18 protein-coding genes are annotated in these 19552 nt (G+C 68.6%); 9 read left to right on the forward strand and 9 right to left on the reverse strand.

Going from position 1 to position 19552, the window contains the following annotated elements:
• Positions 1-115: 115 nt before the first annotated feature.
• Positions 116-2383: a glycosyltransferase family 4 protein gene (locus LK533_RS11610; RefSeq protein WP_229363092.1), complete on the forward strand. Its 2268-nt coding sequence runs from the start codon at positions 116-118 to the stop codon at positions 2381-2383.
• A gap of 41 nt (positions 2384-2424) precedes the next feature.
• Entirely contained in the window at positions 2425-3705 is a 1281-nt protein-coding gene (locus tag LK533_RS11615; RefSeq protein WP_229363094.1) for a glycoside hydrolase family 130 protein, read from the forward strand.
• A 222-nt stretch (positions 3706-3927) separates the two neighbouring features.
• On the opposite strand, the gene LK533_RS11620 is transcribed toward LK533_RS11615, so the two are convergent.
• The 3 genes from LK533_RS11620 to hflK all read right to left on the reverse strand — a co-directional run bounded on the left by LK533_RS11620 (position 3928) and on the right by hflK (position 7545).
• Positions 3928-5451 carry a DegQ family serine endoprotease gene (locus LK533_RS11620; RefSeq protein ID WP_229363096.1) on the reverse strand — a complete coding sequence of 508 codons (1524 nt, stop codon included), beginning with the start codon at positions 5449-5451 and terminating at the stop codon, positions 3928-3930.
• A gap of 100 nt (positions 5452-5551) precedes the next feature.
• Complete coding sequence (hflC, locus tag LK533_RS11625) at positions 5552-6409, reverse strand: protease modulator HflC (RefSeq protein WP_229363098.1); 858 nt, start codon at positions 6407-6409, stop codon at positions 5552-5554.
• On the reverse strand, positions 6406-7545 hold the full coding sequence (hflK, locus tag LK533_RS11630) for a protease modulator HflK (protein ID WP_229363099.1): 1140 nt from the start codon (positions 7543-7545) through the stop codon (positions 6406-6408). The genes hflC and hflK overlap by 4 nt, the downstream gene beginning before the upstream one ends.
• A gap of 70 nt (positions 7546-7615) precedes the next feature.
• Here hflK and LK533_RS11635 point away from each other — a divergent pair, with 70 nt between their 5' ends.
• The gene (locus tag LK533_RS11635) at positions 7616-8581 is read left to right on the forward strand and encodes an Mrp/NBP35 family ATP-binding protein (RefSeq protein ID WP_229363102.1); all 966 of its coding nucleotides are present in this window, start codon (positions 7616-7618) and stop codon (positions 8579-8581) included.
• 4 nt (positions 8582-8585) lie between these two features.
• On the forward strand, positions 8586-9020 hold the full coding sequence (locus LK533_RS11640; protein ID WP_229363103.1) for a CoA-binding protein: 435 nt from the start codon (positions 8586-8588) through the stop codon (positions 9018-9020).
• 230 nt (positions 9021-9250) lie between these two features.
• On the opposite strand, the gene dapD is transcribed toward LK533_RS11640, so the two are convergent.
• The 5 genes from dapD to LK533_RS11665 all read right to left on the reverse strand — a co-directional run bounded on the left by dapD (position 9251) and on the right by LK533_RS11665 (position 14721).
• On the reverse strand, positions 9251-10072 hold the full coding sequence (gene dapD, locus LK533_RS11645) for a 2,3,4,5-tetrahydropyridine-2,6-dicarboxylate N-succinyltransferase (RefSeq protein WP_229363104.1): 822 nt from the start codon (positions 10070-10072) through the stop codon (positions 9251-9253).
• Positions 10069-10734, reverse strand: a complete 666-nt coding sequence (locus LK533_RS11650) for a pyrimidine 5'-nucleotidase (RefSeq protein ID WP_229363106.1) — start codon at positions 10732-10734, stop codon at positions 10069-10071. Before LK533_RS11650 ends, dapD begins: the two co-directional genes overlap by 4 nt.
• A 117-nt stretch (positions 10735-10851) precedes the next feature.
• Positions 10852-11208 carry a hypothetical protein gene (locus LK533_RS11655; RefSeq protein WP_229363108.1) on the reverse strand — a complete coding sequence of 119 codons (357 nt, stop codon included), beginning with the start codon at positions 11206-11208 and terminating at the stop codon, positions 10852-10854.
• A complete protein-coding gene (locus LK533_RS11660) occupies positions 11205-12020 on the reverse strand; it encodes a transglutaminase family protein (RefSeq protein ID WP_324255295.1) in 816 nt (271 codons plus the stop codon). The genes LK533_RS11655 and LK533_RS11660 overlap by 4 nt, the downstream gene beginning before the upstream one ends.
• A 58-nt stretch (positions 12021-12078) precedes the next feature.
• Positions 12079-14721 (reverse strand): ATP-binding protein, encoded by a 2643-nt coding sequence (locus tag LK533_RS11665; protein ID WP_229363109.1) that lies wholly within the window; start codon positions 14719-14721, stop codon positions 12079-12081.
• A gap of 136 nt (positions 14722-14857) precedes the next feature.
• Here LK533_RS11665 and LK533_RS11670 point away from each other — a divergent pair, with 136 nt between their 5' ends.
• From LK533_RS11670 to LK533_RS11690, 5 genes are all read left to right on the forward strand, one after another.
• Complete coding sequence (locus LK533_RS11670; protein WP_229363110.1) at positions 14858-15043, forward strand: DUF3606 domain-containing protein; 186 nt, start codon at positions 14858-14860, stop codon at positions 15041-15043.
• A 268-nt stretch (positions 15044-15311) separates the two neighbouring features.
• Entirely contained in the window at positions 15312-16394 is a 1083-nt protein-coding gene (locus LK533_RS11675; protein ID WP_229363111.1) for an SDR family NAD(P)-dependent oxidoreductase, read from the forward strand.
• On the forward strand, positions 16391-16861 hold the full coding sequence (locus LK533_RS11680; protein WP_229363112.1) for a DUF2231 domain-containing protein: 471 nt from the start codon (positions 16391-16393) through the stop codon (positions 16859-16861). The genes LK533_RS11675 and LK533_RS11680 overlap by 4 nt, the downstream gene beginning before the upstream one ends.
• Before the next feature lie 14 nt (positions 16862-16875).
• Positions 16876-17928, forward strand: a complete 1053-nt coding sequence (locus tag LK533_RS11685; RefSeq protein WP_229363113.1) for an SDR family NAD(P)-dependent oxidoreductase — start codon at positions 16876-16878, stop codon at positions 17926-17928.
• Between the two features lie 85 nt (positions 17929-18013).
• Positions 18014-19246, forward strand: coding sequence for an SDR family oxidoreductase (locus LK533_RS11690; protein WP_229363114.1), 1233 nt, complete (start codon positions 18014-18016; stop codon positions 19244-19246).
• A 16-nt stretch (positions 19247-19262) separates the two neighbouring features.
• On the opposite strand, the gene LK533_RS11695 is transcribed toward LK533_RS11690, so the two are convergent.
• Positions 19263-19502 (reverse strand): hypothetical protein, encoded by a 240-nt coding sequence (locus LK533_RS11695; RefSeq protein ID WP_229363115.1) that lies wholly within the window; start codon positions 19500-19502, stop codon positions 19263-19265.
• Positions 19503-19552 lie beyond the last annotated feature (50 nt).

Below are 19552 nucleotides of genomic sequence, written 5' to 3' on the forward strand. Positions count from 1 at the left end.
TCTAGCGCATTTAAGTACGTTGCGGTGCAGCAACGGTGAAACCAATCGCCGGTGTTACGCATTTCTCCTTAGGTAGCGGCGATCTCTCGCCGGCGAACTTGCGTGAGGAATGTGAATGGCGCCGATTATCGCCGTACCAGGTGGCATGGATCACATCGCCCTGCTCGGCAATTTCCTCCCGCGAAAGTGCGGGTTGGCGACGTTCACGACCGACACCTACCAGGCACTGCGGCAGCGCTTTCCCGAGCTGACGGTCGACGTCTACGCGATGGACGACCGGCCGGGCCTGCACGCCTATCCGCCGGAAGTCACCCACCGCATCCCGCAGAACGATCGCACCGCCTATAGCGAGGCGGCCCGCCGCATCGCCGAGAGCGGGGCCAAGGCGGTGTGGGTCCAGCACGAATACGGCATCTACGGCGGCGCTGCCGGCGACTATCTGCTGGCGCTGCTCGACCGCGTCGGCCTGCCCGTCATCGTCACGCTGCACACCATCCTGGATGCTCCCAACGCCGACCAGCGCCGGGTGATGGACGCGCTGCTGCGCCGTGCCGCCCGCGTGATCGTCATGGCCGACAAGGGGCGGGAGATCCTGGCCCGCGTCCACGACGTCGATCCCCACAAGCTGGTGATGATCCCGCACGGCGTGCCGGACCGCGCCTTTGTCGAACCCGACGCGATGAAGGACCGCTTCGGCTGGGCCGGGCGCGACGTGATCCTGACCTTTGGCCTGCTCGCTCCCAACAAGGGCATCGAGACCATGATCGCGGCGATGCCCGCCGTCGTCGAGCGCCACCCGAACGCGCTCTACGTCGTGCTCGGTGCCACGCACCCGCACCTCGTGGAGCATGAGGGCGAGGCCTATCGCGACCGGTTGAAGGCGCTCGCCGCCGATCGTGGCGTCGCCGACAACATCTGCTTCGTCGACGCCTTTGTCGAGCATGAGGAACTGCTCGACCATCTCCAGGCCGCCGACCTCTACGTCACCCCCTATAACAACCCCGCGCAGATCACCTCCGGCACGCTTTCCTATGCGGTCGGTATGGGCAAGGTCGTGATCTCGACGCCCTATGTGCACGCCAGCGAGATCCTCGCCGACGATCATGGCGTGCTGGTGCCGTTCGGCGATGTCGCTGCCTTTGCCCGCGAGATCACGCGCCTGCTGGGCGACGCATCGGCACGGCGCGCGCTGGCGGAGCGCGCCTATGCGCGCGGGCGCACGATGCTGTGGCCGCGGCTTGCCGAACGCGCAATGACCGAACTTGCCGACGCCATCGCCACCCTGCCCGCCCGCATCCATCGCGCGCCCGAGCTTGCGCCGCTGAAGCCCAACCTCGCCGCCGTCGAGCGGATGAGCGATGCTACCGGCATGCTCCAGCATTCGATCTTCTCGGTGCCCGATCGCCGCCACGGCTATTGCATCGACGACAATGCCCGCGCGCTGATCCTGATGCACCGCATCGACGATCTGAACGACACGACGCGCGACAAGTGGACCAGCGTCTACGCGGCCTTTCTCCAGCACGCCTGGAACCCGGACACGCGTCGCTTCCGCAACTTCATGAACTTCGACCGCAGCTGGTGCGAGGATCAGGGGTCCGAGGATTCGAACGGCCGCGCGCTCTGGGCGCTGGGGGTTACGGCGCGCGAGGCGCGGGCGCGCAAGCACCGCGACTGGGCGATTGCGTTGTTCGACGCCACCGCGGAAATCGCGTTCGAACTCGGCAGCCCGCGCGCGCGCGCCTTTGCGATGCTGGGCGCCGCCGCCATGCTCGACGTCTATCCCGGCCATGGCCGCTCGATCGAGATCCTCACCCGCTTCGGCGAGGAGCTGGTCGCGTTGCTGCACGAGGCACGCCGCCCGGAATGGCAGTGGTTCGAAATCGTGCTCGCCTATGACAACGCCCGCTTGCCGGAAGCGATGATCCGCGCCGGCCAGACGCTGGAGCGCTCCGACCTGCTCGAGGTCGGGCTGGCGACGCTCGACTGGATCGTCGCGCGCCAGACCTCGCCGGAAGGCCGGTTCCGCGCGGTCGGCACCGAGAGCTTCCACCGGCCCTATGCCGACCCGCTGCCCTTCGACCAGCAACCGCTGGAGGCACAGGCGACGATCGATGCCTGCATCGCCGCATATGAGGTGACCGGCGACGCGCGCTGGGCGGACGAAGCAATGAAAGCCTATCGCTGGTACCTTGGTGCCAACGACCTCGACCTTCCGCTCGCCTCTGGCGCGGATGGCGGCTGTTTCGACGGGCTGATGCCGCACGGCGTCAACCAGAACCAGGGCGCCGAATCGATCCTGGCGCTGCAACTCGCGTCCTGCGCAATTTCCGCGCTTTCAAATCGCCCGGCTGTCGTGGCAGAGGGCCGCGCCGTCGCCTGAACCCAGGTAGCGGCCAGAATGATGATTCCCGGGGATTGTGCATGCTGGAATTGGTGAACCACCCGCTGCGCCTGCACGCGGATCCCTCGCGCGTCGTGGTGCGGCCCTTTCACATCGCGTGGCAGTCGAACGGCACCGCCCCCAGCCGCAGCCAGCGGATGGTCAACGCCGTGCTTGCGATGACACCGGAGGAAACCCGCCAGCAGCTCGATGTCGTGCTCAAGGATTTCGAGGCGCGCCACTGGCAGACCCGCCGCGTCTTCATGACCCGCTATGACGAGGTCGCAGCACAGCTTCGCCTCGACGGCAGCCAGATCGACGATGAAAAGCGCCAGCTGATCGGCGCCTATTTCTGCCACGAATACAGCTATGCCGCCGCTGCGCTGATGAACCCCAGTGCCGTGCCGCACTTCGACCAGTCCGGCATGCAGCCGGGCAGCCTGCGCATCCTGATGTCGATGCGCGCGGTGGGTGAAGGGCACATCTCCTCGGTCGCGTTCCGCGAAGGCATCATCACCGACCGCAACGGGATGCATCTGGCGCCCGAGCCGCCCTTCGCCACCGCCGCCGACGCGATCGGCGACGAGGAGACGCTGCCCGAAGGCCCCGTCACCGTCTACCGCCACCGCGATTCGACGCTGTCGGGCACGGTCATCTTTCCGATCACCCAGGCCCAGTCCAAGGGGCTGGAGGACATGCGGCTCGTCCACTTCACCCATGACAATGGGGAGCAGGAGTGGCTGGGCACCTACACCGCCTATAACGGCTCGCAGATCCAGTCGGAGCTGCTGCGCACCCGCGACTTTCGCGCGTTCGACCTCGTGCCGATGACGGGCAGCGCCGCGCGCAACAAGGGCATGGGCCTGTTCCCGCGCAAGGTGAACGGCAAGTACATGATGATCGGCCGTCAGGACGGCGAGAATCTGTTCCTGATCCAGTCCGACACCCTCACCCATTGGGACGAAGGCGAACTGCTGCTCACGCCCGAATACCCGTGGGAGCTGGTGCAGATCGGCAATTGCGGGCCGCCCATCGAACTGGACGAGGGCTGGCTGCTGCTCACCCATGGCGTCGGCGCGATGCGCAAATATGCGATCGGCGCGGTGCTGCTCGACAAGGACGACCCGTCGAAGGTCCTCGGCCGCACCCGCGAGCCGATCCTCGCCGCCGCCAATGAGGACCGCGAGGGCTATGTCCCCAACGTCGTCTATTCCTGCGGCGCGCTGCGCCACGGCGACAAGATCTTCATTCCCTATGGCGTTGCCGACAGCTCGGTCGCCTTCGCCTTTGTGACGATCGAGTCGCTGCTCTCGGTGATGTAAGGACGGGACCCACCCGGCTCCCAGCCGCGAGACGTTCGCATCCCTTGCTGTGCTCCTGCGAAGGCATGAGCCCAGGGCCGCAGGCACACCCGATGTTGCTCTGCGTGGCCCTGGATCCCTGCCTGCGCAGGATACGGCAGTTGAGAACCCAACGCCCCTAACGCAAACGGCCCGCCGCTCTTTCGAGCGACGGGCCGCAATTGCGTCCGACCAGGTCGGAGATCAGCCGCCGATGCGCACCGGCATGTAGATGCCCGTACCGCGACGCTGCACGAACAGCAGCACCTGGTCGCGCCCGGCGGACTTCGCCTGGGCGACGAGGCGCGCCACGTCTGCCGCGGTCGCAACCGGGGTGCGGTTGACGGAGACGATCACGTCGCCGCGACGGATGCCCTTGCCGGCCGCGTCGCTCGACGGGTCGGTGCCGGTCACGACCACGCCCTTGATCGCCGGGTCGACGCCGATGCTGCGCGCAATCGCGGGGGTCAGCGGAGTCACACCGATGCCGAGCGAACCGGCACTCGGATCCGCCTGCTCGTCGTCCTGCGGCATGCCGCCTTCCTCGTCGGCGCTGAACTGCGCCAGCTGCTCCTCGGGCGGACGCTTGCCGACGGTGACGGTCAGGGTCTGGCGCTTGCCGTCACGCATCACCTCGAGCGGAATGCGCGTGCCCGGCTTGGTGTTGCCCACCAGATAGCTCAGCGTCGTTTCCGGCGTGACCTCCTGCCCGTTGACGGCGACGACCACGTCACCCTGACGGATGCCGCCCTTGGCAGCTGCCTCGCCCGGCTCGACGCGCGAGATCAGCTCGCCGCGGTCCTTGGGCAGGCCCAGCGCCGCACCGATGTTCTCGTCTACCGGCTGGATGCCGACGCCCAGATAGCCGCGCTCGATCGCCTCGCCGCGCATCAGCTTGTCGACGATCGGCTTCGCCTGTTCGGCCGGGATCGCCAGGCCGATGCCGATATTGCCGCCGGTCGGGGACAGGATCTGCGAGTTGATGCCGATCACGTTGCCGTGCAGATCGAACATCGGCCCGCCCGAGTTGCCGCGGTTGATCGCTGCATCGGTCTGGATGAAGTGATCGTAGGCGCCCGACTGACCGGTTACGCGATTGATCGCCGACACGATGCCCGCAGTCACCGACCCGCTGAGGCCGAACGGGTTGCCGATCGCGACCACCCAGTCGCCGACGCGCGCCTGGCGCGAGTCGCCGAAGCGCACGAACGGGAAGGTCGCGCCCTCGATCTTGAGCACGGCAAGGTCGGAGGCAGCGTCATGGCCGACCAGCTTGGCCTTGAACTCGCGACGGTCCGACAGCGTCACGGTGATCGATTCAACCACCGCCGCCGAGGTTCCGGCCGACACGACATGGTTGTTGGTGACCACATAGCCGTCGGCCGAGATCAGGAAGCCTGAGCCGAGCGACTGCGCCTCCTGCGTGCGCGCGCCACCGCCGCCGCCGCCACGCGGGCCGCCGAAGAACTGCTCGAACGGCGTGCCAGCGAACGGGTTGTTCTGCTGCACGGTCACGCGCTGGGTGGTAGAGATGTTGACGACCGCCGGCTGGAGCCGGGCGACCATGTCGGCAAAGCTCATCGGCGCGGCAGCGCGCGGCGCGCTGGATGCGGCTACTGCACCCGGCTCGTTCTGCGCGGTCTGCGCGCCGGCGGGCGGCTGGAAGCTGAAGGCCGCCGCGGTGCCGCCGAGCAGCAAGGCAGAGGTAAGGGCGTAGGCGTAACGCACTAGGTTGGGTCCTCTCTAAAGACGTGCGGGATCAATGGATCCCAGTGTGCCCCACACATGCTGAATTTGGTTTGAATGACCGCGCGAACAAGGGGTTCCCTCAGCGCTCGCGCCCCTGGAACTCCCGCAGATAGCCATTGTTCGGCGACAACACGATCGAGGTGTCGCCGTTCCCCTGACCCTTGGCAAAGGTGGTCCGGTACGACTCCATCGCGCGCCAGAAGGCATAGAAGTCGGCGTCCTTGCCAAAGCTCTGGGCATAGATCTGCGCGGCCTGTGCCTCGGCATCGGCGCGGATGATCTGCGCCTGCTTCTGCCCGCGTGCCTGGATGGTGATCGCCTCCTGCTGCCGGGCCGAGCGCATCCGGCTGAGCGCGCTGGTGAGCGGGCTGCCTTCGGGCAGGTCGGCGTGCTTGATGCGAACGTCGACGATTTCCGCACCATATTGCGCGGCGGTACGCTGCAACGCGGTCTGGATGTTCTCCATCACCTGCGTGCGCTCCGGGCTCAGCAGCGCCGCGAACGGCCGCTTGCCGAGTTCGCCGCGCAGGGTCGAGCCCAGGATCGGCTGCAACTGGTCGGCAACGCTTTGCTCGGAACCTGCCGTCACCACCATCTGCACCGGATTGACGATGCGGAAGCGGGCAAAGGCGTCGACCTCCAGCCGCTGCTGGTCGCTCGACAGCACCTGCTGGTTGTCGAGCTCGACCGAAAGCACCCGCTTCTCCACCCATACCAGCCGGTCGAGGAAGGGGATGCGCAGCACCAGCCCGGCGCCGCTGCGACCGAACGGCTCGTCCGCCTTGTAGCGGTTGACGAGGGCGATCGGCTGCTGGACGCGCAGGATCACTGCCTGCTTGGTCTCGGGCACAATGGCGATCGAGCTGGCGGCAAGGATGGCGAGCACGAGCAGCGCGATCCCGATCGCCACGGGATGGCGGAACAGGCTGCGGCTCATTGTGCGGTCTCCATCGCCTCTGGCGCGGGCGGTTCGGGCGTGGGCGCCGGGGTTGCGCGACGACGCACCTCGGGCAGCGGCAGATAGGTCTGCACGCCGGGCTCGACGATCGTCTTGTCGGCGCCGCGCAGCACCTGCTCCATGGTCTCGTAATACAGCCGGCGGCGAGTCACCTCGGGCGCCATGCGATACTGCTCATAGATGCGGTCGAACTGGGCGGCATCGCCCTGCGCCCGCTCGATCACCTGCTGCGCATAGGCGCGCGCGTCGTTCAGGTTGGACTGCGCCTCCTGCTGGGCTGCCGTCACCGCCTTGAACGCGTCGTCGACCGCGGCCGGTGCCGCCGCCTGCTTGATCGCCACGCCCAGGATCCGGATGCCCGCGTCATATTCGTCGAGCAGTGCCTGCATGCGCTGCTGCACGTCGCCTTCGATCGCGACTCGGCCGGCGCCAATCGCCTGGTCGAGCTCGACATTGGCGATCGCCGCGCGCATCGCGCTTTCGGCCACCGCGCGCACCGTCTCCTGCGGCTCCGCGATCTCGAAGACATAGTTCGACGGGTTCTTGATGTCCCAGCGCACCGAATAGCCCAGATCGACGATGTTCTGGTCGCCGGTCAGCATCAGGTTGGGCTGGTTGCCCGCCGGGAAATTTTCGGTCCGCACTTCCTTCACGTCCACCATCTGGACGGAAGCGAAGGGCGCCGGCAGCGTCAGCTTGAAGCCGGGCTCCAGCGTTCCCGTGTAGCGGCCGAAGCTGGTGGCGACGCCGCGCTCCTGCGGGCCCACCACATGGACGCAGGTGACGAGCCACAGGCCCAGCAGCACGACCAGGCCGATCAGCCACAGCCTGCCGACGCTGGTCGGAAGCCCAGGGCCGCCGCGGCCACCATCGCTGCTGCCGCCACCGCCGCCGCCATTCCCGCGAGCACGGCGCAGGAAATCCTCCAGCGAGGTTGCCGCCGTCGGTCGCGCCCGCCGGCCCTCGGGCGGCAGGTTCCACGGGTTGCGTGGACCAGTGGGGCCGTCGCCGCCGCCGGATCCGCCTTCGGACCCGCCGCGCCCGCCCCAGGGACCCTTTGGATTGTCGTTCCTGAGCACGCCGGCGCGTGCGAACCAGCCGGAAAAGCTTCGCATCCCTTCCTTATAAGAGCGCGCATCGCAATTTACAGTGGCAAGACATTGCTGCGGGCCTATCTGCGACGCGATGACCGACCGTTCTGCCCTGCAAGCCGCCCTTGCCCCCGTCGCCGCCGGCCGCGCCACTGCGCGGGTCGAGGGCACCCGCGCCAGCATCGTCCTGGACGTGACCGGGCTTCCGGCCCCCGCCCGCGACGCGCTGGAGGCCGATGTCCGCGCCGCCGCCCTCGCCTTTCCCGACATAGACGAGGTGCGTGTCGCCCAGACCAGCGAGCGCGTCGGCCGCCGCCTGATCGCAGTCGCCAGCGGCAAGGGCGGCGTCGGCAAGTCGACGGTTGCCGCCAATCTCGCCATCGCCCTCGCCCGCGCCGGCCGCCGGGTGGGCCTGATCGACGCCGACATCTACGGCCCCTCGCAGCCCAAGCTGATGGCGGTGGAGGGCACTCGGCCCGAGGCGCGCGAAAAGCAGCTGCTGCCGGTCGAAACGCCCTATGGCGTCCCGCTGCTCTCGATGGGCCAGCTCGTCCCCGCCGGCCAGGCGATCGCCTGGCGCGGCCCGATGGCGGGCGGCGCGCTCACCCAGCTGGCCGATGCCGACTGGGGCCTCAACGACACGCTGGTGGTCGACCTGCCGCCCGGCACCGGCGACGTCCAGCTCACCATGATCCAGAAGCACAAGCCGGCGGGCGCGGTGATCGTCTCGACCCCGCAGGACCTGGCGCTGATCGACGCCACCCGCGCGATCGACCTGTTCGCCAAGGCCGAGGTGCCGGTGATCGGCCTGGTCGAGAACATGTCCGGCTATGTCTGCCCGCATTGCGGCGAGGCGTCGGAGCCGTTCGGGCAGGGCGGCGCAGAGGCTGCGGCCGCCAAGCTCGGCATCCCCTTCCTCGGCCGCATCCCGCTCGCGATGGCGGTCCGCCAGGCCTCCGACGCCGGCACGCCGCCAGCCGCCGGGAACGGGCCGGAGGCGACCGCGTTCCATCAGATCGCCGAACAGGTCGGCGAATGGCTGGACCGCAAGAAGGGATGATCGCATGCCGCTGACCCGCGACGAGGACATCCGGACGCTTCTCGAGAACGCCCGCACCATCGCGCTGGTCGGCGCGTCGGATCGCCCCAACCGCCCGTCCTATGGCGTGATGGCCTATCTTCAGGACCACGGCTATCGCGTGATCCCGGTCAACCCGCAGATCACCGGCGAGCACGTCCACGGCGAGTTCGTCTTCCGCGAGCTCGCCCAGATCGGCGAGCCCATCGACATCGTCGATATCTTCCGCAACTCGAACGCCGCCGGTGACGCGGTGGACGAGGCGATCGCAGTCGGCGCCAAGGCGGTGTGGATGCAGCTCGGCGTCATCAACGAAGCCGCCGCCGAACGCGCCGAAGCCGCCGGGCTTCAGGTGGTGATGAACGCCTGCCCGGCCATCGAAATCCCGCGCCTCGGCGTACCGCGCGTCGCAGACGCCTAACGCCCCTTCTGTACCCCGGCGAAGGCCGGGGCCCAGTTGGGAAACCTCCCCGCATCCAACGCGCCGCCCGCACCTGGGCCCCGGCCTCCGCCGGGGTACGACAGGGTAGATGGCCGCTCGCCCGCCCCCACCGTGCTCCTGCGAAAGCAGGAGCCCAGGGCCACAAACGCCAGCGCTCGATGCCCTGGGCTCCCGCCTGCGCGGGAGCACAAGTGTACGTCAGGCGCGCCTCAATCCCGCAGCAGCTCGTTGATGCCCGTCTTCGCGCGCGTGCTCTCGTCCACCCGCTTGATGATCACCGCGCAGTACAGCGCCGGCTTGCCCTCGCCGCCGCCCAGCGAGCCCGGCACCACCACCGCATAGGGCGGCACTTCGCCCATCGTCACTTCGCCGGTCGCGCGGTCGACGATCTTGGTCGACTTGCCCAGATACACGCCCATCGACAGCACCGCGCCTTCGCCCACGCGAACGCCCTCGGCCACTTCCGCGCGCGCACCAATAAAGGCGCCGTCGCCGATGATCACCGGGTCCGCCTGCAGCGGCTCGAGCACGCCGCCGATGCCGGCGCCGCCCGAGAGATGCACGTTCTTGCCGATCTGCGCGCAGCTGCCGACGGTCGCCCAGGTGTCGACCATCGTCCCCTCGCCGACATAGGCGCCGATGTTGACGAAGCTCGGCATCAGGATCGCGCCCTTGCCGATGAACGCACCCTGGCGCACGACGCTGCCCGGCACCGCGCGGAACCCGGCGTCGCGGAAGCGCGCCTCGTCCCAGCCCTGGAACTTCGACGGCACCTTGTCGAACCAGTTGGCGCCGCCCGGGCCCTCCATCACGGCATTGTCGTTGAGGCGGAACGACAGCAGCACCGCCTTCTTGAGCCACTGGTTGACGCGCCAGCCGCCCTGGCCGTCCGGCTCGGCCACGCGTGCGGTGCCGGCATCGAGCTGCGCCAGCGCCTCGGTCACCGCCTCGCGCACGGCGCCGGTGGTGGACAGGCCCAGGTTCGCGCGATCGTCCCACGCGGTGTCGATGGTGGTCATGAGGTCGGTCACGCGAGATTCTCCAGGATGGTGTCGAGCCAGCCGCCCAGATCGGCGACGGTATAATCGATGAAACTGCGGTCGGCGCCCGGCCCCTGTTCGGAGCCGTTGTCGATCCACACGGTGGTCATGCCGATCGCCTTGGCCGGCTTGAGATTGCGGGCAAGATCCTCGACGAACAGCGCGGTCGTCGGGTCGATCGCATAGGCCTCGCACAGCCCCTGATAGGCGATCGGATCGGGCTTGGGCCGATACTGAGTCGCATGCACGTCGTGCACCGCCTCGAACGTCTCGGCCAGGCCGATGCGGTCCAGCACCCGCGCCGCATAGGTCGCGTCGCCGTTGGTGAAGACCAGCTTACGCCCCGGCAGCGCCCCGATCCGCGCGGCGAGCCCCAGGTCCTCCAGCACGTCCATCTCCACGTCGTGGACATAGTCCAGGAAGTGGTGCGGATCGGTACCATGCTCCGCCATCAGCCCGGCCAGCGTCATGCCGTGGCGGTGATAGTAATCCTTTTGCAGCCGTCGCGCTGCGACGGGGTCGAGCCCCAGCAGATCGGCGATATAGTCCGTCATCCGCGCATCGATCGCCGGAAACAGGCTCGTGCTCGCCGGATAGAGCGTGTTGTCCAGATCAAAGATCCAGGTGCGGATATGGGCAAGCGCGGGGATCATAAGCGGCGCCCGTTTAGGCAGGCACCGCCAGCCGGGCAAGGCGCGATCGGGGAGCAAGTCTTCGCGCTGAATATCAGCAGGGGCCCTGACCAAGGAGATCGGCGCAACCGGGGGCCTTCACTGATACCGCAGCGTCTTCTCGAACCCCTCGTTGGTCTTGGTCATCTTGGCGAGCTTCCTCAGGTGACCGCGGACATGGCGTTCGAAGCGCGCGTCGTCGTGGATGCCGGCCACGGGATACTCGTCTTGGCCGATCAGCGCCTTCACCCGGCTGGCAAAGGCGGCCTGGTCGTCGGTGGCGGCCGCGCCCATCAGCGCGCGGCACATCCATTCCTCGGCCGCCGCCTTGTCATAGTCGTCGCGCGCCTCATAGCCGCGCCGGTCGGCGGCCGCCTGGTCCAGCCGCGACGCCTCCAGCCGGCGCGCGAGCCAGGTGCGGACCTGTTCGCCGTCCCAGGGCTTCGCCGCCGTCATGCCTCGCCCCGCACCGGCTCGCCGGCCTCGTCCACCCGAGTCACGCGCACCTGCTGGTGCACCAGCTGCGCATAGCCAAAGATCGTCATGAACGAGATGTCGGTCGCGTCGCGCCCCACCGCGATCCGCACCAGCCCCTCGGTCGGGGCAAGGCCGCTCGCGTCGATCAGCCGCCAGCGTCCGTCCAGCCACACATCGACCACCGCATGGAAATCGGGCGGATCGAGTTGCCAGGCATAGGCCGACACCAGCCGCGCCGGGATGCCGGCCGCACGGGTGAACGCCGCCATCACATGCGCAAAGTCGCGGCACACGCCCTCACGCGCGACGAACGTGTCGACGGCGCTGGTCTTTTCATGGCTGGCGCCGATCCGATAGGCGATGTTGGCGCGGATCCAGTCCGCCATCGCCTGGACGCGGGCACCGCCCGGCAGATGGCCGAACTCGCGCACCACGAAGGCGACGAAGCGGTCCGCCTCGCAAAAGCGGCTCGGCCATAGATAAGGGATGACATGCGCGGGCAGTTCGTTGCGTGGGGTCACGCCGAGCCCGGCGATCGGCGCGACCGTGCGCTCCACCACAAAGGTTCCGCGATAGTCGGCCTCGAACCGCCCGTGCGCCGGCACCCAGGTGCGCCGGCCGATGCCGTCGTCGCCCGGCACCGTGCGCAGCGGGCCGCCGCCGCGCACCGTCAGCCCGTCGTCGATCAGCCGCTGCTCCTCCATCGGCGCTGCCTCGATCGCAAGCAGCACATCGGCAGGATCATCGATCTGGTAGGTCAGATTTGCTTCGACGCGGAGGCGCATGAGCATGTTCCAGCAAGGGGTGTCGTTTGGCAGTTCAGGCGCCGGGCGCCGGCCCGCACGGGGTTCAGCGTTCCAGCATCTCGGTGATCTTGCTCGCAAGCTCGGCCATCACGAACGGCTTGGTGATCACTTCCATGCCGGGCTCCAGCAGGCCGTTGCCGACCGCCGCATTCTCGGCATAGCCGGTGACGAACAGAACCTTGAGGCCCGGGCGCAGCTGCCGCGCGGCGTCGGCGACCTGGCGGCCGTTCAGCCCGCCCGGCAACCCCACGTCGGTGATCAGCAGGTCCAGCCGCATGTCCGACTCCAGAATCCTGAGGCCGGATGGACCGTCGTCGGCCTCGACCGGCGTATAGCCCGCCTCCTCCAGCACGTCGACGATCAGCATGCGCACCGTCGCTTCGTCGTCGATGACCAAAATGGTCTCGCCCGCGCCCGCCTCGACAATGGCTTCGTCCAGCCCCTCCGGATCCTCGGCCAGATCGCCGGTGTAGCGTGGCAGGTAGAGGCACATGGTCGTGCCCTGCCCCTGCTCGGTATAGACGCGCACCTGCCCGCCCGACTGGCGCACAAAGCCGTGGATCATCGACAGGCCCAGGCCAGTGCCCTGACCGATCGGCTTGGTGGTAAAGAACGGGTCAAAGATCCGGTCGACCACATCCGCGGGAATCCCGGTGCCGGTGTCGGTGACGCAGATCGACAGATATTGCCCCGGCGGCAGGTCCCGCTCGCGCGCGGAGCGGTCGTCCAGCCATTTGTTGGCGGTCTCGATGGTGAGGTGCCCGCCCTCCGGCATCGCATCGCGCGCATTGATGGCCAGGTTCAGGAGCGCGCTTTCCAGCTGCGCCGAATCCACCTTGGCCGGCCACAGCCCGCCGGCACCCACGACCTCCACCTTGATCGCGGGGCCGACGGTGCGGCGGATCAGGTCCTCCATGCCGAACACCAACCGGTTGACGTCGGTGGGCTTGGGATCGAGCGTCTGGCGCCGCGAAAAGGCGAGCAACCGCTGGGTCAGCGCCGCCGCGCGTCCGGCAGAGGTCTGCGCGCCGGTGATGAAGCGGTCGAGCCCCTCGATGCGCCCCTGCGCCATCCGCCGCTCGATGATCTCCAGGCTGCCGCTGATCCCGGCGAGCAGGTTGTTGAAATCATGCGCGATGCCGCCGGTCAGCTGGCCCACCGCCTCCATCTTCTGCGCCTGGCGCAACGCCTCATGCGCTTCGGCCAGTTCGGCGGTGCGCTCGACGACACGCTGCTCCAGGGTCTCGTTGGCGGTCTGCACCTCGCCGAACAGCCGGGCATTGTCGATCGCGACTGCCGCCTGCGCCGCCAGCGCCAGCATCAGCCGCTCATGCTGGTCGGTGAAGCGCCCGGTCTCGGGATGGCCGAAGAACAGCCCGCCCAACGTCGTGCCCGACCGCGACACCACCGGCACCGCCAGATAGCTGCGCACCGGCAGATGCCCCTCGGGAAGCCCGCGATGCGGATCCGACTGCCCATAGCGCGCGTCCGCCAGGATGTCGTCCGAGCGGACCACCGATTCACTGCGGAACGTCGGCCCGAACACCGCGGTCGCGCGCGGCAGGCCCAGCGATTCGAACTCCTCGCGCGGGGCACCCGACAGGGTGAACAACCGCAGCCGCGCGTCGGTCTCGACCTCGGTCGCATTGTGGAAATAGGCGCCGAACTGCGCACCTGTGAGCTTGACCCCGGCATCGGTCACCATCTGGATCAACCGGGTGAGGTCGAGCTCGCCCGTCAGCGCCGCGCCGATGCTGTAGAGCGTCTCCAGCGCCGTGCTCTGCTCCCGCAGCGCCTGCTGCGCCAGGTGCGCGGTGGTGATGTCGAAGCCTTCGCAGAAGATGCCGGTTACCCGCCCCTGCTCGTCGGTCACCGGCGCATAGATGAAATCGAGATACCGCTCGCCCGGCGGCGCGCCGGGATAGTCGAGCGTGATCGGCGTGCGTTCGGCCACGAACCGCTCGCCGGTCGCATAGACCTGGTCGAGCCACTCGTAGAAGCCCTGCCCCTCCAGCTCCGGAAACGCCTCGCGGATCGTCTTGCCGACAAAGGCGCGGTCGCCGAACAGCCGCCGATAGGCGTCGTTGACGAATTCGAACCGGTGTTCCGGGCCGTCGAGGATGGTGATGAAGCCGGGCGCTTGCTGGAACAAGCGCTGCTGGCGCGCGCGCTCCGCCTCGCGGTTCCGCTCGTACAGGATGCGCGCAGTGGTCTCGTGCCCCTGGTTGAACACGCCTTCCACCGCACCGCTTTCGCCGTGAATCGGCGTGAAGCTGTAGTTCCAATAGGTTTCGCGCGCCGAGCCCTCGCGCATCATCGGCAGCATCTGGTCGAACGTCGTGAAGCCCTGGCCCGCCTGGACCTGCGCGATCTGCGGCTCCAGCACGTCCCAGATGTCGGCCCAGACCTCACGCGCCGGCCGCCCGAGCGCCCAGGGGTGGCGCTCGGCGGGGATCGGGCTCCACGCATCATTGTAGAGCAGCCGCAGCTCCGGCCCCCAGTAGATCGCGCTCGGAAGGCTCGAATGCAGGCAGATGCTGAGTGCGGAGCGCAGCGACTGCGGCCAGCCCTCCGGTGACCCCAGCGGCGTTGCCGCCCAGTCGTGCGCCCGGATGCGCACGCCCATCTCCCCGCCGCCGGCAAGGAACCCGAGGTCGGCAGATGGGGCGGGATGCGCAGCGGTCATGTTGTGCGCATAGCGGGGGCGGGCCGCCGATGGGAAGCGCGTCGCAGTCCTGTTTTTGTGCGCCTCCTCTGCAGCTCGCCGCCGGAACCCGAGGCCTGTGTCGCGGATTCCGCTTCCTCCCATGAAGGAGGCACCCATGGCAGACGACAAGACCAAGGTAGGCGGCGCCGATCGCCGCACCGTTGCCGGCGACGAACCCTATGAAGTCGAATATTTCGCCCGCAAGCACGGCCTCCACGCCGACCAGGCGCGCGACCTCATCGCCCGCATCGGCAACGATCGCGCAGCGCTGGATGCCGCGGCCGAACAGCTGAAGGGCTGATCCGGCTTGTTCCTGTTCTTTTCCAGGCGGCTGGGATGCGCAGGGTCGCTGCTCCTTTCGGGCGCCGCGACCCTGCTGGTCCTGGCGCTGATGGGCGTCATCCGCTTCTAGACTCGACCGGGTGCGATTTCGCGGCGCGGCGGCTGAACTCCTGCGCACTCAAACCGTTGGGGGGCAGTGCGGTTTTACCCGAACTGCCAACACCTTAACATAGGTGAACCCGCGACATGACGCGACAACCGTTCCGGCCCGAACGCCCGGCCATGCCATGTCCAAGGACGCTTGCGTGATGCGCCAGGCCGTCCGCTGGCTGCTCGCACCCGGGCTGCTCGCGGCGCTGTCGCTCGGCGGCTGCGCCACCTCGACTCATCTCCGCCGCTCCGAACTCTCGCAGGTCGCCGGCCGCACCTATGTGATCGTCGGCGCATCGAGCGGCTTTGGCCGCGGCGCCGCGCTGCGGCTGGGCGCGCTGCACGCCAATGTCGTGCTCGCCGCGCGCCGCGCCGAACTGCTGGAGGAGGTTGCCGCCCAGGTCCGCTCGGCCGGTGGCCAGGCACTGGTCGTCCCCACCGACGTTTCCGACCCCGCCCAGGTCGAGGCGCTGGCCAGCGCCGCCACCGGCCGCTTCGGCCGCATCGACGTGTGGATGAACATCGCCGGGGTCGGCGCGACCGGCGCCTTCTGGGAGGTGCCCGTCGCCGACTATTCGCGGCTCGTCGACGTCAATTTCAAGGGCGTGGTCTATGGCAGCCACGCAGCACTTCGCCGGTTCCTGGCGCAGGGCCATGGCACGCTGGTCAACATGGGCTCGATCGAGAGCCAGGTGCCGCTCGCCTACCATGCCACCTATGGCGCGACCAAGGCGGCGGTGCTGAGCCTCGGCCGTTCGCTCAACGAGGAAATCCGCCACACGGGCCACGGGCGCACCGTCAAGGTGGCGACCGTCATGCCCTGGGCGGTCGACACGCCCTTCTTCCAGCACACCGCAAACTACAGCGGCCATGCCGATCGCATGGCGATGATGGATGGCCCGGAGAAGGTGGTCCAGGCGCTGGTCTGGGTTTCGCTCCACCCGCGCGAGGAGCTGCCGGTCGGGTGGAAGGCACAGGCCGCCTCCACCAGCCACCAGCTCTTCCCCGACCTGGTCGAGCGCATCTCCGGCAACGTCCACCGCGCCGAACTCGCCAAGGGCCAGCCGGTCGCGCCCACCTCCGGAGCCATCCACCAGCCGATGGCGGAGGGCCGCGGTGTCGAGGGCGGCATCCGCGCCCGCATGAAGGCGGAAGACGCCGCGCCCGAACGACGCGACGCGGCGTCCTCGCCGGGAACCGAAACAGGGAGACCGTCATGATCGAAGCCGAACCCCCGCAGAGCACCGCCCGCATCGCCGGCCGGCCCATCCACCCGATGACGGTGTCGATCCCGATCACGCTGCTGATCGCGACCTTTGTCTGCGACCTCGTCTATTATGTGACGGACATCACCGCCTTTGCCACCGTTGCGCTCTATACGCTGGCGCTCGGCATCCTCTTTGCCGCAATTGCCGGCGTGTTCGGCTTCATCGACTATTTCGGAAGCAGCCGCATCCGCAGCCTGCGCGCCGCTCACATCCACATGATCGGCAACACCGCCATCCTGCTGTTGTCGATCGTGAACTTCCTGGTCCGCTACGGCTCGGCCGAGCCGGTGCCGGTCACCAGCTTCATCCTGTCGATCGTCGTCTTTATCGCCATCCACGTCACCGGCTGGATGGGCTGGACGATGGTCTATCGCCACGGCGTCGGCGTGAGCGCGCCCCTGCCTCTCGACCGCCGCTGAACTCGGAGAATCCCATGCCCGTCCCGATCCAGAACGCCGTCGTCGTCCTCACCGGAGCCTCCAGCGGCATCGGCAAGGCGACCGCCGTCGAATTCGCCGCCCGTGGCGCCCGGCTGATGCTGTGCGCGCGCCGCGAAGCGGAGCTTGAGGACACCGCCACCCTCTGCCGCGAGGCGGGGGCAGAGGTGGAGACGATGCGCGTCGACGTTGCCGAGCGCGACCAGGTCCACGCCCTGGCCGCCCGCGCGATCGAGCGGTTCGGCGGCGTCGACATCTGGATCAACAACGCCGGCGTCGACGTGTTCGGCAGCTTTGTCGACATGCCCGAGGAGGCGATCGAGCGCTGCATCCACACCAATTTGTTCGGCACGATCCACGGCATGAAGGCGGTGCTGCCGCACTTCGTCGAACGCGGGGCCGGCGTCCTCATCAACAACGCCTCGCTGGTGGGCGCCGTGCCGACCCCGTTCCACGCCGCCTATGTCGCCAGCAAGTTCGCGATCCGCGGCCTGTCGCATTCGGTGCGGCAGGAGATGGCGGCGCATCCGGGCATCCATGTCTGCACCGTCTGCCCGTCCTCGATCGATACGCCCCTGTGGCAGCGCGCGGGCAACTACAGCGGCCGCAAGATCAAGCCGCTCGATCCCGTCCACCCGGTCGAGCAGGTCTCGGCCGTGATCGTCGGCCTGGCCGAAAGTCCGCGGCGCGAGGTGTTTGCAGGCGCGACCGGCTGGGTCTTTGCCGAACAGCATCGTGCCGCCCCCGAAGTCACGGAGGTCATGGCGGCCAAGCTCGCCTCGGTCAGCCTGTTCCAGGATGCGCCCGCCGAGCCCGGCCCCGGCAGCATCTTCGAGGCCGGGGACCATGAGGGCGGCGCCAGCGGCGGCTGGATGCGTCCGGACACGCCGGGCATCGCGGTCGGCGACCTGGCGATGGCAGCGATGGCGCCGGCACTGGCGGTGATGCCGGGCATGTTCGCGCTGCAACTCGGCTGGCAGTTCGCCGAGCAGGTGGGGCGCCAGATGGCGACCCTGCCCTTGTTTCCCGGCTCTGCCGACCGCAGCTGAGGGGAACCCCCACCCCGTTCCTTCCGTTCGGAAACCTGAACCAGCGCGCACGGCGCTTCCCCGAACCGCAGAAAAGGGCACGTCGATGGCCATCAAGCTCAAGCCGCTTTCGCAGCAGGTCATGGTAATTCTTGGGGCGTCGAGCGGCATCGGCCGCGAAACAGCCCGTCGTGCCGCCGATCGGGGCGCGATCGTCGTCGTGGCCGCGCGCAACGCCGCAAGCCTTGCCACCCTGGTGGAGGAAATCACCACCACGGGCGGCAAGGCGGTGGCCGTCACCTGCGACGTCACCGACGAGGCGCAGGTCCGGCAGGTCGCGCGCGACACGGTGGCACGCTTCGGCAGGATCGACAGCTGGGTGAACGTCGCCGGCGTCTCGGTCTATGCCGGATTCGAGGATACCACGCCGGAGGAGTTCCGCCGCATCCTCGAGGTGAACTTCCTGGGCTATATTCACGGCGCGCAGGCGGCCTTGCCGCACCTGCGCGAACACGGCGGCGCGCTGATCGTCATTTCCTCGGTCGAGAGCATCGTCTCGCTGCCGCTGCACAGCGCCTACAGCGCGTCCAAGCACGCGGTCGAAGGCGCGTTCGATGCGCTGCGCCGCGAATTGATGGCAGACGGCGTGCCGGTGTCCGTCACCAGCATCAAGCCCGCGACCATCAACACCCCCTTCTTCACCAATTCGCGCAGCAAGCTCGATGTCGTGCCAAAGGGACCGCCGCCGCTCTACGATCCGGCCGTGGTCGCCGACTGCGTCCTCTACGCCGCCGAACATCCGGTGCGTGACCTGTTCGCGGGCGGCGCCGGCCGCAGCATGGCGATGAACCAGGTGATGGCGCCCGGCCTCATGGACAAGCTGCTGGCGCGCTTCGGCATCCCCGCGTCCAGGACCGACCGCCCTGCTCCGGAGGGCCGGCCGGGCAATCTCTACGCCTCCGAAGGCGACGATCGCGCCCGGGGCGACTTCACCGCGCGCGCCCGGCCCAGCCTCTACACCTGGCTGGAGCTGCGCCCGCTCGCCCGCTCGCTGGCGGTCGGGGGAGCCGTTGCGGGCGTCATGCTGCTGCGGCGGCGCAAGGCACGCGGGCGCGCAGGCGAGCCGGTCGCGCTGCTGCCGGCGCCCTCGGACGCATCGGAACGCGCGCTTGCCAATGCCGCCTTTGCCGATCGCGTCGTCGCTGCCGACAGTAGCTATCCCCCGGTGCGCCCGGCCGGCCCGGCCGCGATGCGTGACACGGCCGGTCGCCCCTGGACCCCCGAGGACGAGGCGTCGGACGAGTCCTTCCCGGCGAGCGATCCGCCGTCGACCTATTGAACCCGGCCGGCGACGCTCAACCCTTCAGTGACAGCCGGGCGAGCAGCACCGGCATCGCCTCGGTGATGAAGGTGTCGCTCGGCAGCGGGTAGCTCTGCCGCAGCGCCTCGCGCAGCGCGGCGGACTGCGCGGACGGCGCCTTTGCCTCCCGCTCCCTCATCGCGAACTCGGGGAACTGGACCGTTGCGTCGGCCGAACCTGGCTTGGCTGCCCGCACCGCGTCCACCCGCTGCACGTCTTTGTTGCCCTCGGGCATTATCGTCGCTCTCCTCGGCGCGCCTATAGCCACGCGTCACCGTGTCGTCG

It is taken from the genome of Sphingomonas sp. PL-96 (assembly GCF_020707215.1).
Classification (GTDB): Bacteria; Pseudomonadota; Alphaproteobacteria; order Sphingomonadales; family Sphingomonadaceae; genus Sphingomonas.

What these genes read in the sequence shown, in the direction of transcription:
- LK533_RS11610 (WP_229363092.1), top strand. Translation starts at nt 116, where the DNA reads ATGGCGCCGATTATCGCCGTACCAGGTGGCATGGATCACATCGCCCTG.
- LK533_RS11615 (WP_229363094.1), top strand. Translation starts at nt 2,425, where the DNA reads ATGCTGGAATTGGTGAACCACCCGCTGCGCCTGCACGCGGATCCCTCG.
- hflC (WP_229363098.1), bottom strand. Translation starts at nt 6,409, where the DNA reads ATGAGCCGCAGCCTGTTCCGCCATCCCGTGGCGATCGGGATCGCGCTG.
- hflK (WP_229363099.1), bottom strand. Translation starts at nt 7,545, where the DNA reads ATGCGAAGCTTTTCCGGCTGGTTCGCACGCGCCGGCGTGCTCAGGAAC.
- LK533_RS11635 (WP_229363102.1), top strand. Translation starts at nt 7,616, where the DNA reads ATGACCGACCGTTCTGCCCTGCAAGCCGCCCTTGCCCCCGTCGCCGCC.
- LK533_RS11640 (WP_229363103.1), top strand. Translation starts at nt 8,586, where the DNA reads ATGCCGCTGACCCGCGACGAGGACATCCGGACGCTTCTCGAGAACGCC.
- LK533_RS11650 (WP_229363106.1), bottom strand. Translation starts at nt 10,734, where the DNA reads ATGATCCCCGCGCTTGCCCATATCCGCACCTGGATCTTTGATCTGGAC.
- LK533_RS11655 (WP_229363108.1), bottom strand. Translation starts at nt 11,208, where the DNA reads ATGACGGCGGCGAAGCCCTGGGACGGCGAACAGGTCCGCACCTGGCTC.
- LK533_RS11660 (WP_324255295.1), bottom strand. Translation starts at nt 12,020, where the DNA reads ATGCTCATGCGCCTCCGCGTCGAAGCAAATCTGACCTACCAGATCGAT.
- LK533_RS11665 (WP_229363109.1), bottom strand. Translation starts at nt 14,721, where the DNA reads ATGACCGCTGCGCATCCCGCCCCATCTGCCGACCTCGGGTTCCTTGCC.
- LK533_RS11670 (WP_229363110.1), top strand. Translation starts at nt 14,858, where the DNA reads ATGGCAGACGACAAGACCAAGGTAGGCGGCGCCGATCGCCGCACCGTT.
- LK533_RS11675 (WP_229363111.1), top strand. Translation starts at nt 15,312, where the DNA reads ATGTCCAAGGACGCTTGCGTGATGCGCCAGGCCGTCCGCTGGCTGCTC.
- LK533_RS11680 (WP_229363112.1), top strand. Translation starts at nt 16,391, where the DNA reads ATGATCGAAGCCGAACCCCCGCAGAGCACCGCCCGCATCGCCGGCCGG.
- LK533_RS11685 (WP_229363113.1), top strand. Translation starts at nt 16,876, where the DNA reads ATGCCCGTCCCGATCCAGAACGCCGTCGTCGTCCTCACCGGAGCCTCC.
- LK533_RS11690 (WP_229363114.1), top strand. Translation starts at nt 18,014, where the DNA reads ATGGCCATCAAGCTCAAGCCGCTTTCGCAGCAGGTCATGGTAATTCTT.
- LK533_RS11695 (WP_229363115.1), bottom strand. Translation starts at nt 19,502, where the DNA reads ATGCCCGAGGGCAACAAAGACGTGCAGCGGGTGGACGCGGTGCGGGCA.